This window comes from Acinetobacter sp. M5A5_2a, assembly GCF_053345265.1.
In genome coordinates, this window is sequence record NZ_JBKEZV010000003.1 from 63,629 (window position 1) to 78,600 (window position 14,972).

18 protein-coding genes are annotated in these 14,972 nt (G+C 34.6%); 7 read left to right on the forward strand and 11 right to left on the reverse strand.

Going from position 1 to position 14,972, the window contains the following annotated elements; genetic code table 11:
* Nucleotides 1-445: 445 nt before the first annotated feature.
* Nucleotides 446-1,324, forward strand: coding sequence for a MetQ/NlpA family ABC transporter substrate-binding protein (locus tag ACLBWE_RS04830; protein ID WP_017391793.1), 879 nt, complete (start codon nt 446-448; stop codon nt 1,322-1,324).
* A gap of 154 nt (nt 1,325-1,478) precedes the next feature.
* Here the strand turns inward: ACLBWE_RS04830 and ACLBWE_RS04835 are convergent, their stop codons facing one another.
* The 6 genes from ACLBWE_RS04835 to ACLBWE_RS04860 form a co-directional block, all read right to left on the reverse strand.
* Entirely contained in the window at nt 1,479-2,222 is a 744-nt protein-coding gene (locus tag ACLBWE_RS04835; RefSeq protein WP_447601891.1) for a TSUP family transporter, read from the reverse strand.
* Nucleotides 2,223-2,265: 43 nt separating this feature from the next.
* Entirely contained in the window at nt 2,266-3,330 is a 1,065-nt protein-coding gene (locus tag ACLBWE_RS04840; RefSeq protein ID WP_447601495.1) for a hypothetical protein, read from the reverse strand.
* Between the two features lie 34 nt (nt 3,331-3,364).
* Nucleotides 3,365-4,216, reverse strand: a complete 852-nt coding sequence (locus ACLBWE_RS04845) for a YqiA/YcfP family alpha/beta fold hydrolase (RefSeq protein WP_447601497.1) — start codon at nt 4,214-4,216, stop codon at nt 3,365-3,367.
* 113 nt (nt 4,217-4,329) lie between these two features.
* A complete protein-coding gene (locus ACLBWE_RS04850; RefSeq protein WP_447601499.1) occupies nt 4,330-5,184 on the reverse strand; it encodes an MBL fold metallo-hydrolase in 855 nt (284 codons plus the stop codon).
* A 19-nt stretch (nt 5,185-5,203) separates the two neighbouring features.
* Nucleotides 5,204-5,530, reverse strand: coding sequence for a hypothetical protein (locus ACLBWE_RS04855; RefSeq protein WP_447601501.1), 327 nt, complete (start codon nt 5,528-5,530; stop codon nt 5,204-5,206).
* Nucleotides 5,531-5,533: 3 nt separating this feature from the next.
* Nucleotides 5,534-6,079: a hypothetical protein gene (locus ACLBWE_RS04860; RefSeq protein ID WP_005045710.1), complete on the reverse strand. Its 546-nt coding sequence runs from the start codon at nt 6,077-6,079 to the stop codon at nt 5,534-5,536.
* Nucleotides 6,080-6,229: 150 nt separating this feature from the next.
* Between ACLBWE_RS04860 and ACLBWE_RS04865 the strand changes: the two genes are divergently transcribed.
* Nucleotides 6,230-7,114: a LysR substrate-binding domain-containing protein gene (locus tag ACLBWE_RS04865; RefSeq protein WP_005045712.1), complete on the forward strand. Its 885-nt coding sequence runs from the start codon at nt 6,230-6,232 to the stop codon at nt 7,112-7,114.
* A gap of 43 nt (nt 7,115-7,157) precedes the next feature.
* Here ACLBWE_RS04865 and ACLBWE_RS04870 read toward each other — a convergent pair whose 3' ends face one another.
* On the reverse strand, nt 7,158-7,463 hold the full coding sequence (locus ACLBWE_RS04870; protein ID WP_005045715.1) for a hypothetical protein: 306 nt from the start codon (nt 7,461-7,463) through the stop codon (nt 7,158-7,160).
* A gap of 321 nt (nt 7,464-7,784) precedes the next feature.
* Between ACLBWE_RS04870 and ACLBWE_RS04875 the strand changes: the two genes are divergently transcribed.
* The 4 genes from ACLBWE_RS04875 to ACLBWE_RS04890 all read left to right on the forward strand — a co-directional run bounded on the left by ACLBWE_RS04875 (nt 7,785) and on the right by ACLBWE_RS04890 (nt 10,701).
* Nucleotides 7,785-8,498: a DUF4882 family protein gene (locus tag ACLBWE_RS04875; protein WP_447601504.1), complete on the forward strand. Its 714-nt coding sequence runs from the start codon at nt 7,785-7,787 to the stop codon at nt 8,496-8,498.
* 300 nt (nt 8,499-8,798) lie between these two features.
* Complete coding sequence (locus tag ACLBWE_RS04880) at nt 8,799-9,179, forward strand: hypothetical protein (protein WP_447601506.1); 381 nt, start codon at nt 8,799-8,801, stop codon at nt 9,177-9,179.
* Nucleotides 9,180-9,275: 96 nt separating this feature from the next.
* Nucleotides 9,276-10,061: a hypothetical protein gene (locus ACLBWE_RS04885; RefSeq protein ID WP_447601508.1), complete on the forward strand. Its 786-nt coding sequence runs from the start codon at nt 9,276-9,278 to the stop codon at nt 10,059-10,061.
* A 214-nt stretch (nt 10,062-10,275) separates the two neighbouring features.
* Nucleotides 10,276-10,701: a hypothetical protein gene (locus ACLBWE_RS04890; RefSeq protein ID WP_447601510.1), complete on the forward strand. Its 426-nt coding sequence runs from the start codon at nt 10,276-10,278 to the stop codon at nt 10,699-10,701.
* A gap of 180 nt (nt 10,702-10,881) precedes the next feature.
* On the opposite strand, the gene ACLBWE_RS04895 is transcribed toward ACLBWE_RS04890, so the two are convergent.
* Nucleotides 10,882-11,367 (reverse strand): hypothetical protein, encoded by a 486-nt coding sequence (locus ACLBWE_RS04895; RefSeq protein ID WP_447601512.1) that lies wholly within the window; start codon nt 11,365-11,367, stop codon nt 10,882-10,884.
* A gap of 97 nt (nt 11,368-11,464) precedes the next feature.
* Complete coding sequence (locus ACLBWE_RS04900) at nt 11,465-11,785, reverse strand: hypothetical protein (RefSeq protein WP_324654524.1); 321 nt, start codon at nt 11,783-11,785, stop codon at nt 11,465-11,467.
* A gap of 704 nt (nt 11,786-12,489) precedes the next feature.
* Here ACLBWE_RS04900 and ACLBWE_RS04905 point away from each other — a divergent pair.
* Complete coding sequence (locus ACLBWE_RS04905) at nt 12,490-13,044, forward strand: TetR/AcrR family transcriptional regulator (protein ID WP_198495282.1); 555 nt, start codon at nt 12,490-12,492, stop codon at nt 13,042-13,044.
* 100 nt (nt 13,045-13,144) lie between these two features.
* Here ACLBWE_RS04905 and ACLBWE_RS04910 read toward each other — a convergent pair whose 3' ends face one another.
* Together ACLBWE_RS04910 and ACLBWE_RS04915 are read right to left on the reverse strand one after the other, a co-directional pair.
* Nucleotides 13,145-13,750, reverse strand: coding sequence for a nitroreductase family protein (locus ACLBWE_RS04910; protein WP_347019624.1), 606 nt, complete (start codon nt 13,748-13,750; stop codon nt 13,145-13,147).
* A 40-nt stretch (nt 13,751-13,790) separates the two neighbouring features.
* Nucleotides 13,791-14,945: a glycerate kinase gene (locus ACLBWE_RS04915; RefSeq protein WP_447601516.1), complete on the reverse strand. Its 1,155-nt coding sequence runs from the start codon at nt 14,943-14,945 to the stop codon at nt 13,791-13,793.
* Between the last annotated feature and the right edge of the window lie 27 nt (nt 14,946-14,972).

Consider the following 14,972-nt stretch of genomic DNA (forward strand, 5'->3'; position numbering starts at 1 on the left):
AATTTAAAAAAAGCCTTTGTGAAAACAGGGGCTTTTTTTATGCATAGCCTATAAATTAGCGTCATAGTTAGCTTAAATATTGCTAACAAATCCTGAAAATTTCATATAAATCAAATAAGTATATATTTTAATCAAAACTGTTTTATTTATATAATATGTTTTTTATTATCAGTGCCTTACCAAGAGCGTGTCTATATATCAAAATCGAACAAGTTATTTGTAGAATATTCACTTATTGATATATGATGATCCAATATTTAGAAACTGATTCAAAACATAATTCTATTGTTCAGCGAGCAAGATCAAGGAAGAAATTAGGCTGAATTCAGGCTTCTAAACCCTTATATATCTGGAAATTACTTCCAGCCAAATATTGCATTTCGACCCAATGGTTGGGAATGTCTCACTTTATTAGGGTAGGCGTTTCCTATTTTAGGATGTATCTATGAAAAAATTATTTAGTGTCCTGTTCAGCGCATCTGTACTCACACTGACTGCATGTAATAAACAACCTGCACAAACTGAAAATACAGCACCAGCTAAAGACAAAACTGAGTCAGTACGCACAATTAAACTTGTTTCAACAGGTTCAGATACTGACGTATGGAAATATGTTGCAACGCTTCCTGAGACTAAAGAAGCGGGTATTAAACTCGAAGTGACTAACTTGACTGACTACGTTGTGTTGAACACATCTGTAGCAAGTGGCGAACAAGACGTAAATGCGTTCCAGTCATTTAACTATTTAGCAGCTTACAATGCTTCAAATACAGCTAAAGTTGCTGCTGTTGCGACAACTTACTTGGAACCAATGGGCCTTTATGCAAATAAAGTGAAAACTGTTGATGAGTTCCCACAAGGCGCTACAATCGCGATTCCAAACGATACTGCTAATGAAGCGCGTGCATTAACATTATTACAGTCTGCTAAACTGATTAAACTCAAACCAGACTTTGACCCTGTAAAAGGGACGACCAATGACATCGCTGAAAACCCTAAAGGTTTGAAATTAAAACCAATTCAAATGACGACAGCAGTTCGTGTTAAAAACGACGTTGATGCAATTGTATTGGGCAATACATTGGCACTTGAAGGTGGTTTAAACGTTCTGAAAGATTCTATCTTCCGTGAACCTATTGACCAGTCTACAAAGCTTTATGTGAACTTATTAGGTGTGGCTGAAGCGAATAAAAATGACCCGATCTATACGAAATTAGGTGAACTTTACCACTTACCTAAAGTACAAAAATTTGTGAGCGAAAAATTTGCAGGTACAAAAGTTGAAGTCAACAAACCTGTTTCTGAGTTTACAGACATTAAATAAGTAATTTTAATTTAAAATTATTTTAAAGCTAAGCCTCGGTAATCGGGGCTTAGCTTTTTTTATAGTATGTTCTGTTTCAGAGCAATGAGCTCTTAACAGATTTAAGAGCCTCTAGAAAAAACGCTATTGAGATGCAAATAATGTAATAAATAGATTAAAAGAAATGGCTAAAATATATGAAAATGGGGTTCTTATGATCCAATAATAATTTTAGAGCCATACATAAACTTATCAATATTAACAAAGGCTTAATCACTCTTGATCCAAATCTTACCGCAAATTTTGCGCCAATCGAAGCCCCAACAAAAGCTCCACCAGCCATTACTAAAGCGATTGGAAAAATGACATATCCTTTAATAATGAAAATAGATAAAGAACCTAGGTTACAAGCCACATTTGCTAACTTGGTATAAGATAAGGCACTTACCAACTTAAAACCTAATAATAGTACAAATGCAACTATGAAAAATGAACCGACTCCAGGACCAAAAACTCCATCATAAAACCCTAGTAACGGTGCCACTAGAAGTGCAAATAGAAAATAAGGAATAAGGGGTTTTTTATCTACATCACTTAGTTTTGGTGAAAAAATAAAATATAAGGCTACTAAAATTAAAAGTATTGGAACAATAGTTAAAAGTACATTTTTAGGCATGAGGGTAACTGAAAGTGCCCCTAATATTCCACCTAAAAAAGACATACAAGCTATAGGGATTGCTTTACGCCACTCGATGAGTCCTTTTCTTGCGAAACTAATAGTTGCTGAAAGTGTTGCAGAGGCAGCTTGCAATTTGTTGGTTGCTATTGCAGATACAGGAGGAACACCTGATAAGAGCAATGCGGGTAGAGTTATTAAGCCACCCCCACCTGCAATAGCATCAATAAATCCAGCTACCATAGCCACTAAGCCTAAGATAAGTAGGAGTTCAAAATTCAATTCATTAGCCTTTAACAATAAGAGGATTTTTTTGCAGTACAATATAGTCAAGATTTTTTCTATAACCAAATAAACGAACTAATGTTCTTCGGTTATCTTTAATAACATCTCGGCAATGTAAGCATAAACTATTATTAATAATTAAAACGGTATTAGGATTTAAATTAATAGAATTAACAATACTAGTTTTTCGAACAATTGATTCAAATTTATAAAAAGCATTTTTAATTTTTATAGAGGCATTCTCATTTGGAGTGAATCTATATGAGTTGTATTTCATGGCTTTATAACCATATTTATCTACTTCTAGGATAGAAACATTTTCTCCTCCAGATCCTTGGCCCTCGTTAAATGTTTCACTTCTTGTAAAATTAAAACTTTCCGTTGTTAAAGCCAGTATCTCTTCAATAGTTAATTGGCTTAATACTCTTGATATTGGAATTAAACTTGTAGGTTCATTTAAGGGGTTCCATCTTGCTGTTAAAATTAAGGAAGAAGGAGCCGGTGAATGATTGTTAACAACTTTAGTAACTGTATGGTAAGGAGCTTCGGTGTGCGCAGTTAATTCTATACCTGAATGTGAACTCTTATCAGGATTCTCATTTTCAATTTTTGTAGCTCCACCGCCTTTTAAGTTTGCAACAACTCTAACGATTTTACCCACATTATCAATATCAAACGCAAAAGCATCTTCCTCAAGGAGTGCCAATATTATTTGTTCAGAAGAAGCTAATGTTAATATATCTATATCTTTTTCGAGTATCTCAAGAGATGGTAGTTGAGTTGATTGAGTAATATCAATTTTACTACGATCTAATTTTTTAATATTTAGCCCTTCAAGTACTAGGTAGGGTATTTCTCTATGAATATATTTTTCTATCATACTTTTTTCATATGAATTTAACTTTGTACTTAGTATTTCCTTAAAAGCCAGAATCTTTTCTTGAACATATAAAGAATCTGGACCTCCCAATAACGCTAGCTCATATGACATTTCACTAATTAAATGAGAAATCTCGGAAGAAAGATGAAGGTGATAAGTTTCTAAGTTCTTAACTATTTGATTCATGGCTAGTTTATTGTGATTAAAATTCTGCTACAGACTAGAGTGTCTTTTTTAAGAAATCAATATTTTTTTTAATATTATAAGTTTTTATATTTTTTAAGAGGTAATGATCTTTATCTTTCTCAATTATTAAATTAAAGTTAGCTTTTCGGATAGAAATTTTTTTAAATGTTTGAACTATCTCATAGGGAATTGGAGAATACTGAGTCATACCATTAATTTCATAAAATCCTTTCGACTTTCCATCATTCGTTTTTATTCCATCCAACTCTCCATATACGATTAATACTTCTCTTTTATACTCCATTAAAAAATGCCAAATTGATGATGAATAAAAACTATAAGGTTTAGAAATTTCATTCTTAAAATCATTTCCATAAATTTTGTTTACTGCTTGATCTGAATATATAGCTGGACATAATAAAATTAATTGATCTATTTGAAATTTTTTTGCTAAATTAATTGCAATATAACCACCCAGACTATATCCAATAACAATATCCACCTTTTTTAAGAGACTGTAAAAAGCAGTACTTTCATTTATATTTTGAGATAACGATGATTTTGTTTTACTCGTACTATTTAACCCACTTAAATTAAATGAAAGCGTTCCAATATTTTCCCTTCTAAGTAGATCTTCTAAAGGACCTAAAGAGCTTAAGTCAGAGTTGCCTCCATGTATAAGTAAAGCTATTTTTTGTGGAAAACCATCACAATAATTGAATTTGGCTTCTAATTCATAAGTGCCAAAATCATGTACAAAGAAGAAAGAGCTTTCATTTTCGATAGGATTATTATTTTTTAGCTTATGTGTGGGGAAATTCGTTACTTTAGAAATGGTATTAGAAAGATATTTATGAGCAATTGATATCTCATCCCGCTTTTGCATGACTCATATTCCTATTAGAAGTGTTAAGGAGTTTATTATTTATAAAATAAAATTTCAAAAGCCTCTGCGAAAGCAGGGGCTTTTTTGTATTTCATAGAGCATTTATTATTATGTTAATGAGGTTCATTTAAATATGAAATCTCATATCTATCTTTTTGTTCCATAGAATGGATATATGCAAATCCTGATTTTCCGATATGCATACCTGCGATCAATTGCTTTTGCTCTGCCACTTGCTTCAGAAGTTTTTTCCGTGTGATTTTTGCCTGATCTGAATCATAATCAAAGGCAATAGAAACATTAGGGTTATCTAACTGAATATAGGGGAAATGCACAATATCTCCCCAGATTAATAAGCTACTTTCACCTGCTCCAATCTGAAAGCCAGTATGTCCCGGTGTATGGCCGGCAAGTAAGATCGGACGAATACCAGCAATGGATTCATGACCATCAAATAAGTGTAAGGATTGTGCGTATGCATTTAAGGTATGACGCATCAGATCAAAATTTCGCTTACCTCGTTCAGTCGCTTGTGCGAAGGCATAATCATTTTGCCAGTATTCAACCTCTAAAGTATGCAGATAAAGTTTAGCATTTTCATAAACAGGTTTTCCTTCATTATCCAGCAATCCACCAATATGGTCAGGATGTGCATGGGTGATGAGAATGGTATCAATATCACATGGAGCAATGCCAAGTTGAGCAAGGTTTCTTAATAGCAAACCACCTGCATGATTTAACCCTCCTGTTCCTGAGTCGACTAAAATTGTGTGTCCATTGCCCTGAATTAGATAGCAATTAATGTCAATTTGATCTGCATTAATTACGCCTGCATCAGTTTGTATTTTTTCAGCAGACTTTTCATCAATCCCAGCTAAAAGTGCCAGACTGACGTTCATTTCACCATCACTCAAAACAGTCACTAAAAAATCACCGATTTGATGTGATTTCTGTGCTTGATGATTCATTAAGCTCTCCGATTTCTTATTAATTATAGGCATACAGCTGTTCAGGTGGATAAGCAAAACATCGAATGCGGGATGTAACATCCAAAGATTTCTGAATAATTTGATCAAGTTTGTGCATAAAAGCAGTCATCATTTCAGGAGAGCGGCTTGCTAACAAGCGATACCTCAACTCAGCATAAATGGGATGTCCACAACCTGATTGAACCGAAATATAAATAATATGCACCTTTTCCACCTCAGCTCCGAGATGCTCAACGCATAAAGACTGAAAATCTTGTGTTAGCTCAATGACATCCTCAATTTGTTCTAACAGCTCTTTCGAAACATAAAAAGTAAGATTAGGCATACTTTAAATCTCATGATTCAGTTGAGTATTGGATAAGTTTTGCAGTTGCATAGTGATTGGTTCATAGAGATCTACATCAACAGTATTTGCAATCTGTTCAGCTTGGCTACGTGATAAAACATAAGCTACGCGATAATTTGGTGATTGGTCTAAACCTATTGCTTGCATTTGTATGGGTTTTGGTGGGGTTGTTATTTTATCGAGTTGCAGCACTTGAGCACTCAGTAATAAAACTTGATCTGCTGATACCGTAGGTGCAACGTCCTGAACTTCATAGAGATTACGATGCCAATCGGTAATGTTAGTTTGCCAACGTGAGAAGTTTCCGCCACCTTTTTGTTTATATTCATCACTGTTGATTACGTGTTCATCTTGAACAGTATGAATAGCCAGATAAGTAGGGCAGGCAAATGTGATTGCTTTAAATCGCTGTGAAGTGATGAATCCAGTTACTGAAATGAGGGCAGCTAATTTCTCAACACTATAAAATTCATTCCACTCATGTTCAGTTGTTGCATCGGTATAACTGCATTCGACGGTATATAACATGGGGATCACCTCGGCATGAAAATTAAAAAAATCGTCAAGTTGTTGACTTTTAATCATGCTAAAGGCTATTTACTTGAGTATAAAACGATATTATTTCATTATGTAGTGATATTTATTCACTAAAGTGTTTGGTGCTTTGAGGTTGCAACGATGCGTAGAAAGATACCGAGTAGTAGTTCTTTACAAGCTTTTGAAGCGGCAGCAAGGCATGGTAATTTCGCTCGTGCAGCCGAAGAGCTTTCATTGACCGAGGGTGCGATCAGTAGACAGATTGGCCGTCTTGAATCATTTTTAAATTGTAAATTATTTGATCGTGTTGGCAGTCGGGTAAAGCTCAATGCTATGGGGGCGAACTATGCACATCATGTTCGTGAAACACTTGAGCGATTGGATCGGGATACGCAATATATCCAAGGTTTACCTGAAGGAACCCAAAGTCTAGAAATATCTGCACTGCCTACCTTTGCCAATCGTTGGCTGATTCCTCGTTTAGGGAAATTCAAGCAGAAATATCCTGATATTACGGTGAATATTTCCGTTCGAACTGATCCTTTTATTTTGTCGGGGAGTGGTTTTGATGCCGCTATTCATTTTGAACATCCCGCATGGGCGGGTATGCGTACCCAATTTTTACTTGAAGAACGCTTAATTCCTGTATGCCATCCTGCACTTTTGTCAGACGAAGAGCTAACGGGCCAATTGCTACAATTACCCCGTATCCATCGGCGTCAAAATCCTGAAGCGTGGCAGGAGTATGCAGCGGAAAATAGCATCTTATTTAAACATCCTGCTCAAGGCGTGCGATATGATCTTCATGAAATGGCGATTTCAGCAGCATTAGCAGGTTTGGGGGTTGCCCTCGTTCCATCTATGTATGTTGAAAATGAGTTGGAAAATGGGCTTTTGGTTGCACCTTGGCCAAAATCCAAATCACTCAAGAAAAGGTTTTGTTTGGTGAAACCACCTGAAACAGGTATCAATGAAAGTATATTGATGATATTTGAAAAATGGCTCGAAACAGAAATTATTAAATGACAAGTAGACTGAGATTAATTTTTTATTTGTCAGTTTAAGAATATTATTTCCTAGAAAAATAAACTCCTAACATAAGTATAAGAGTAATCAAAACTCCCACGCCTACGCTGATAGTTACTAGTTCTAAATTAAATATCTCTTTCCATAACCCATGTGCTCCCCAATCACCATCTACTCCTCGATTATTAGATTTACGGCCATAGGTAACTGCTACACCAAAACCTAAAGTGGAAAACAAGAAACAAGCTAAAGAAAGTTTTAGAGGGTTAAACCTTGAAAATAAAGGGATTAATATTGTTGCAACAATAGTCACAACAACGGCGGTGATGATATGCTTCCAGTTATCCATAACTTCTCATTAAATCTTATTAATTATAGTATGTAGGGGGGAATACTCTCCTAGATATCGGTATATTTTATCTTGTATCAGGGGCAAAATATATAACAGATGGATGGCTTGCGCTAATTTGCATAGGTGTTAAAGATCCCAAATCTATTATTTGATAATTCTAACTAGCTTATATTTAAATAAATGGATAAAACAAAAAATCTAGGGCATAGAAATAGGAGTATATTTTCCTATAGGAAAATTCCATTTTTATCTGAAAAATTTCTATACATTAAATTTTTACCATACAATCAAAAATCACAATAAAATTAAGGTGAAATAATGAAAAAAAATATATTGATTCTTAGCTTATTAATTATCAGTGTACAGAGTTGGGCCGAATGTAAAATTGGTGATCTAGAGATTGATCCAAGCGCTTCACAAACACCAGAAGGGACGCCAAATCCAAGCAACTATATAACAATAACTGGACAGAAAGTGTTAACTAAGGCTTTGGCTAATATAAACATAGGAACACTGATAAAAACTAAATCTGATACCAATATTGCTCAGTCTAATGTTGTTGCTTTTGAATATATTTTTAAGAAACCAATAAATCTAAATTCAAATGAGCTAGCTTCAGGATTTATCACGGGAACAAGTAATTATGACGGTATTGTTTTTGCCGCTCCAAGTTTTGGAAGTGCGTATGGTTCACAGCAAAATTTATTTATGAGTTCTATTTCTGGAAACATAACCCCAACTCAGACACAAAATGAAGTTTTAGCAAATGAAACAGTTAGAGTTGGGATTTATTACAATCAAATCAGCAAGAAAATTGGCTATATTGTAAATGGAGTCGATAGAGGATACACATGGAGTTATACCACTCCATTAAGCAAAATGAAATTTGCTATTGCAATTGAAGAGGGATTTTATGCTTCCAACTCTAGTGCTTTAGGTAAAGAAATATCATATGAAATAGTATCTGATCATTCAAAACTACAATTTACCTATCCAACAGGCACTACAGATATTTGTGGAACACCTCTTTAAAAGTAAAACATATATCCAAAACTGCCTCACCACTCTAGTGAGGTAGTTTTTATTAATATATTGAATAATCCATGTCTATGTTGGGGATCAAATAAAATAATTTTTATATTCTCATTTACTGCTAATTTGGTTTTTACTAAAATGTGTATAGGAAATTTCCATATTACCTTTTTGGAGTTTTATACAGTAAAATTTTCAATAAGTGTTCTATTCTAAAGGGATTTTTTTTAATTCAGCTATGAATGAATATTATAATTATATAAAATCAGGTAACAGAAAAACATGTATGAGTTCTAGTAAATGAAAAAAACAATTTTGAGCCTAATTTTCGCTACCTGTGCAGCTTTTTCAAATAGTATTCAAGCAGAAGAAGTTTATTTTCAACAAGAGGATATCGCTTATGCTTTTGAACTAGATTCAATCGAATTTTATTTACCGAGTAAAAGTAAATTTAAAATTACTGTTACTAGAAAATTAGTTGGTGTACCTGAAACAAAATTTTATACAGGCGAATTTGATAAAGATAATATCGCACAATACCACATGGCTTTTGACTGTTCACATAAGACGATACAGATTTTGGACTTTATGATCGGTGATAAAAATAATGGTGAACTTAAGTACAAGAATGATTTAGCTATGCTTAATTTAGTGTGTGAAAATGCTAAAACTATAAAATAAGAGTCTTTAAATTATAATGTCTATTTTTTAAATACGGATATACAATTTTCTTGGCGGCCCACCTTTGAAAAATATGAAGTTAAAGATTTAAGAATTATGATACCAGTACAGCCATTCTCTTTTTTTGCAATTTTTCTGTTATTTATTACTCCATTGATTGGTGTTGTACTAACACTAGGCCTATTGGTGAAAGTACTATTCTTTTGGCGAAAGAAAGCTCAAAAGTCTGTGAGGTTTTTTTCTCAAAAGACATTATTCATTATGCTATTGGCATTGATATGCGACCTGTGGGCTGGTTATTTATTCTATATGAATGCATCGTTCGAGTATGAGTTCGCACTTAAGCAGCACTATAAGGAAAGTCGCAGTCATTTCGTTTTATCTCAAGATGCACAATATGGAGAGTTGTTGATTCCTAAAGGGAGCGTAATTAGTCGTTATGATGCTTTTGACAACGGTGAGCCACAATTACCCCAGAGTTTACGTGGTTTACAGGCTGTACGTTTCCCTCATCCTGTACAAGTCGCAGGAATGTGGGTCACTGCGATGGAGCCTCCTCGAATGGAATTGGCGTGGGATCAGCATATAGGTCCTGTAATGCGCTTTGATCCTAAGGAAGAAAATGGTTATGGTAAATGGGTTTACGACACAAAGCGTCCTACAATTGCCTGTTCTAGTGGAGACATAGTGTTACTTGAAATTCCACTCATTGATTACGATATTGAAAAAGAATTTGGTAAACCTGAACCCGATGGATCTAATGCGCGTTTTCGCCCTAGCGAGTGGGGTGTTCAAGAATGTGAAAAAGGTCATGAGCCAATTAAAGTTAGCCCTGCATATATTGGAACTAAGCCAAAAAAGCCTTGGTTTCAACCTCACTGAAAAGCTCTATTTGGCTTCTTCATAGATTAAGTCGGCAGTCTTATGCATTGTTGGAATAATTAATAAAGAGAGTTCTAAGTTTTTAGAAAAAATAATTGCTGTCATGGTTACAGCAAAGACAGGTTTATAAATTATTTAATGTTGAAATAAATATGTTATACGATGAAAAGCTCTTAATGTATCCTTATAAAATTCTAGTAATTTGAGTAAATTTATGTGGGACACAGTCATTCATATTTCTATTTTTGATCATTGGCTTTCAGAAGTAGAAGCTGATCAATCGAATATCATGTGCTACGACATCTCATTAAAAAATAATAGTCTGAATGAATATTTAAATGGGGAAGAAAAATTCTTAAACTTTTACTATCAACTTTTTGATGAGTATTCTTTTAAAGATAATAAAAAAATAGATTTTGAGGAATATAAATCCACCGTTATACAAAGTCTAAGAGAAAAACGGTTAATGGATATTTATGTTCAAAATGGAAGAATAAGGCTACAAGGTGGGTTTGATAGGACTGATCAGCTCTTTTTAGCTAATGCATCTTTGATCCCAGATATTATGAAAAAGCTAGAAATAAGTAAATTACACGTTTTAAAGATAATGAGTTATGAAGATTATTTAAAATTAACATAAACAGCTTATAAGAAATTTTTCTAAATTAAAGCAGCCTATAATCAATAGGCTGTTTTAATTTATACTCTTTAAACAATGGCATAACTCCAGAGATAGAACAGGTACTAAATGATTTAGAGCATGAATTAGAAAATACAACTCAGCCTCCTTAAGGGACGTTAATTTCTAAGATTAGTCATTCTATGAAATAAGCTCAAATTGTAATGAAAGCCAATTTTTAAGATCATTTAAGAAGGTAGGCCATATCTCTTGTGGTTCTAATTTAGATATACATTCTAAAGCCAGATATAACTCATCATCATAATAATTTATAAAATCGTATAGATCTTCATCTTCAGCAAATCTAGATATCTTTATTAATATTGCAAATAAATTAGAAATTAATTCTATTGAATATCCGATAGAGGGTGTTATCTCTGTATATTTTTTTAATATTTCATAAAGAATTTTTTTCTTAAGAGTAGGTTCTATGTTAGTTTCAGCAATACTAATATTATTACAATAATCTAAGACTTCCTCATCTTTAGAGAAAAAGCAAATGTCTAAAGCGAATAGATCTGCTGGGTTTTTATCTAGTCTATTTATAGCCCATTTTTGAATATCTTTGGCAGATTTTAAATTTAGTAGTAATTCTAATTTGAACTGAAATTTTTCTACATCATTCATTTAATTTTATTCACCTTTTAGTCTCATATAATATATCTTATATGAGTAACCTATCATTAGTATGCTTCTTCATTTTATATGAAATAAGATTTTAATATTAAGAATGTTTTGATTTTTTTGGCATTCCGCAAGTCTTGCAATTTTTTCTAAATAAAAGACTTATTCCATCCATTCCGAAACTTTCTGTAAAAAAACTCTCTTTACACCAAGGGCAAGTATCTTTGGACAAGAAAAACAAGTTACTAAAAAGCATGAGTAATAAAGCTACTATAATTAAAATAAGTGTAATCACTGAAATATTTACATTAAAGTAAGTTAAAAGCTGAAAGATGCAAAATAAGAAAAAAGGTATTCCAAAAAGTGTAAAAACAACAAAGTAGTTTCTAATTTTTAAAAGTTTTTTATATTCTTGATACATTCAATAACCTATATTTTAAGGGTATTCTAAAATTCATAAGATACACCTTATTTAAAAATTCTGCTTATCCTAAATGGCCTTCCAAGCCAATTATCTCCCCCTTTATAAACCCCCATTTAACAATAATTCCCTCATTATTTATCCTTACTTTTTAATGATCTATTTTAAAACAAATGTCATTTTGTGTGCTTGACTGCAAAAGGGCAGAGCACTATCCTTTGCCTGCTGGCCTACATTGCCAGTCGGTTTTAGCAGACCGTACTCAAGAGCATTGAAAAAACTCGTTTTTTTAATGTGAACTCGTTCGTCTCCCTTTTGTTGCGGTAGGACGGAAGGGGGACACCTTCGGGTGTGCTGGGTCTTGAGCCAGTCTGCTAACCCCCTTTCGTTCTGCCACCATAATTCCTATTAATATCTGGCAGAACTCCCAATAAAAAGGAGTTGGCTTTGCACATTCTTAATTTCTTGGCAGCCTTTGCCAAAGTCTATATCGACACGACTTAAACTTTAAAAGCAGTTTGATGGCCATTGGGCTTTTCAGGCTTTAAATCGCTTCGTCTAAAAACTTAATCAACAATAAAACTTGAGATGTGCCAAGCACAGTCTTTACGGCTTTGCTATGCCTTTTTTTCTCCCAAAAAAAGTGCAACGGTTTTTATATCTCATTTATATACAACAAAAATTTAATTTATAACGGTAAAAATATGCCACATTCAGATCTCCCATTTCGTGCTTTAAGTGTGCTTCATACCTCCCGATTTCTTTTTAATAAATACGGCTTTCATAAAGTCGGGGTAGACCGCATTATTGAATCTTCGAAAACTCCGAAAGCAACTTTTTATAACTACTTTCACTCAAAAGAAAGGCTGATTGAAATGAGCCTAACCTTTCAAAAAGATGGTCTTAAACAAGAGGTCATTTCAATCATCTATGTTCAGAAAGAGTTAACCCTGCTTGAAAAGCTTCGCAAAATTTACTTTTTACATGCCGACTTAGATGGACTCTATCATTTGCCTTTTAAAGCCATTTTTGAAATTGCGAAAACACATCCCAAGGCGTATCAGGTGGTCGTTCAATATCGAAACTGGTTCATTAATGAAATCTATAATTTATTTTTAACAACCAATGAAAATGCTTTAAAACAAGATGCGCACATGTTTTTGTTTGTGATTGATGGGGCGATGGTTCAACTTTTAGACCCAAATAAGGCAGGGGAAAGGGAGAGATTATTAGATTATTTTCTGATCCAGTTTAAATAGGACTCACAATCAGATTTATCATGATACAAAATTGAAGGCTTCCAACGATTCATATTAAAAAATATAGAATTGTATGGAAGCCTAAAATCTGACTAAAACCTTAGAATGTATTTTGAATAATTACATCATCAAAAGGAAGTTTGCCCACACGTGGGTAAGGTTGAGTCGCCGATTTACCAACTGCAATCATTAAACACACCACATGATCTTCAGGTAAGTTAATTAACTTCGCCATCGCATCAAAGTCAAAACCATCCATTGGGCAACTGTCTAAACCATGCTCTTGAGCAAGAAGCATTAAGGTTTGAGCAAAAATACCCGCACTACGCATAACTTCATCACGTTGAGTTTGTGGGCGGTCACGGTAATATTGATCAATTGCACCAACCATAATATTTTGAACTTCCGGAGAAGCCCCATCCCACACACGTTTAGCATCGACTTCCCACGAGCTTACTTTTGCGCATAACACAATGAGTAAAGAAGCCTCGGTAACTTGTGGTTGATCCCATGCAATGGTACGAATTTTTTGTCTTAATTCAGCATCTTCAATCACAACAGGGCGCCAGTGCTGCAAATTAAATGCACTTGGTGCATTTGCTAAAACTTCATGTAATAACTGTTGTTTATTTTCTTCAGAGACTTGAAATGAAGGATCGAAGCGCTTAATAGCACGACGTTTCTGAATGGCATCAATAACGTTCATAAGACATTCCTATTTGTTGGTTTGACTGTTTTAAAGATAACTAAGTAATTTTTAGCGGTTGTTTCATATTAAACTGAATTAATCTCGCAATATCGGTTGTTCTTTCGAAAATGAGTTCTGATGCATGTTCGCAGGCTTGTTCTAATGTGATTGGACCATTTGTCAGTGAAAAAGCAGCCGTAACACCGTGCTCATAAAGCGCTTGGTAGCCTTCGCCTAAAGTACCTGCAATCACAATAACAGGTACATTTTTCATTTTTGCGACTAGACTCACACCCAAAACTGTTTTGCCGTTTAAGGTTTGCTGGTCAAATTTGCCTTCACCCGTAATCACCCAATCTGCATTAGAGATTTTATGAGCAAGCTGATTGAGCTCAGCTACAACTTCGACTCCAGCTTTAAATTCAGCATTTAAATAACTTTTAGCTGCAAAGCCTAAACCACCCGCAGCGCCAGAGCCAGTTTCATCTCTTTTATCGAAACCAAGAAATTGGGCAGAGACATCGGCAAAATGGGCAAGAGCTTGGTCAAGTAACTCTACTTGAGCAGGGGTAGCACCTTTTTGTGGACCAAAAATATAAGATGCACCGTTTGGACCGCAGAGTGGATTTGTTACATCGGCAGCCAATAAAAAACGTGTCTGCTGAATACGCGGGTCGAAGTGTGTTAAATCAATTTTTGACAGGTTGCTTAGAGCGAGACCACCAGCGGGTAAAACGTTTTGGTTAGCATCGAGTAAAACAGCACCTAAAGCACTGAGTAACCCTGTGCCGCCATCGTTGGTTGCACTACCGCCCACAGTTAAAATAATGTCTTTTGCACCTGCGTCTAAAGCATCTAAAATAAGCTGACCTGTTCCAAAAGTTGTGCTTTGGCAGGCATCACGTTCTGAAGGTGGCACTAACTGTATGCCGCTGGCTTGAGCCATTTCAATCATGGCTATTTTTTGTTGTTCTAACCATCCCCATTTTGCCTGAACAGGTTTACCTAAGGGTCCAATTACGGTTTTTTCACGCCATTCACCTTTGCAGACTTCTAACACTGCTTCAAGTGTCCCTTCACCCCCATCTGCCATAGGGCATAGAATTGTTTCGGCCTCAGGAAAAACCTCTTGCCATGCTTGAGCAATTGCCTGCGCTACGCCCAAAGCCGACAGGCTGTCTTTAAAAGAATCTGGCGCAATCACAACCTTCATACGGTCTCTAAATCTGTTTTTTTCAAT

Excerpts from the sequence above, each read along its gene's own strand:
- ACLBWE_RS04830 (WP_017391793.1), top strand. The coding sequence starts at position 446 with ATGAAAAAATTATTTAGTGTCCTGTTCAGCGCATCTGTACTCACACTG.
- ACLBWE_RS04835 (WP_447601891.1), bottom strand. The coding sequence starts at position 2,222 with ATGGTAGCTGGATTTATTGATGCTATTGCAGGTGGGGGTGGCTTAATA.
- ACLBWE_RS04840 (WP_447601495.1), bottom strand. The coding sequence starts at position 3,330 with ATGAATCAAATAGTTAAGAACTTAGAAACTTATCACCTTCATCTTTCT.
- ACLBWE_RS04845 (WP_447601497.1), bottom strand. The coding sequence starts at position 4,216 with ATGCAAAAGCGGGATGAGATATCAATTGCTCATAAATATCTTTCTAAT.
- ACLBWE_RS04850 (WP_447601499.1), bottom strand. The coding sequence starts at position 5,184 with ATGAATCATCAAGCACAGAAATCACATCAAATCGGTGATTTTTTAGTG.
- ACLBWE_RS04855 (WP_447601501.1), bottom strand. The coding sequence starts at position 5,530 with ATGCCTAATCTTACTTTTTATGTTTCGAAAGAGCTGTTAGAACAAATT.
- ACLBWE_RS04860 (WP_005045710.1), bottom strand. The coding sequence starts at position 6,079 with ATGTTATATACCGTCGAATGCAGTTATACCGATGCAACAACTGAACAT.
- ACLBWE_RS04865 (WP_005045712.1), top strand. The coding sequence starts at position 6,230 with ATGCGTAGAAAGATACCGAGTAGTAGTTCTTTACAAGCTTTTGAAGCG.
- ACLBWE_RS04870 (WP_005045715.1), bottom strand. The coding sequence starts at position 7,463 with ATGGATAACTGGAAGCATATCATCACCGCCGTTGTTGTGACTATTGTT.
- ACLBWE_RS04875 (WP_447601504.1), top strand. The coding sequence starts at position 7,785 with ATGAAAAAAAATATATTGATTCTTAGCTTATTAATTATCAGTGTACAG.
- ACLBWE_RS04880 (WP_447601506.1), top strand. The coding sequence starts at position 8,799 with ATGAAAAAAACAATTTTGAGCCTAATTTTCGCTACCTGTGCAGCTTTT.
- ACLBWE_RS04885 (WP_447601508.1), top strand. The coding sequence starts at position 9,276 with ATGATACCAGTACAGCCATTCTCTTTTTTTGCAATTTTTCTGTTATTT.
- ACLBWE_RS04890 (WP_447601510.1), top strand. The coding sequence starts at position 10,276 with ATGTGGGACACAGTCATTCATATTTCTATTTTTGATCATTGGCTTTCA.
- ACLBWE_RS04895 (WP_447601512.1), bottom strand. The coding sequence starts at position 11,367 with ATGAATGATGTAGAAAAATTTCAGTTCAAATTAGAATTACTACTAAAT.
- ACLBWE_RS04900 (WP_324654524.1), bottom strand. The coding sequence starts at position 11,785 with ATGTATCAAGAATATAAAAAACTTTTAAAAATTAGAAACTACTTTGTT.
- ACLBWE_RS04905 (WP_198495282.1), top strand. The coding sequence starts at position 12,490 with ATGCCACATTCAGATCTCCCATTTCGTGCTTTAAGTGTGCTTCATACC.
- ACLBWE_RS04910 (WP_347019624.1), bottom strand. The coding sequence starts at position 13,750 with ATGAACGTTATTGATGCCATTCAGAAACGTCGTGCTATTAAGCGCTTC.
- ACLBWE_RS04915 (WP_447601516.1), bottom strand. The coding sequence starts at position 14,945 with ATGAAGGTTGTGATTGCGCCAGATTCTTTTAAAGACAGCCTGTCGGCT.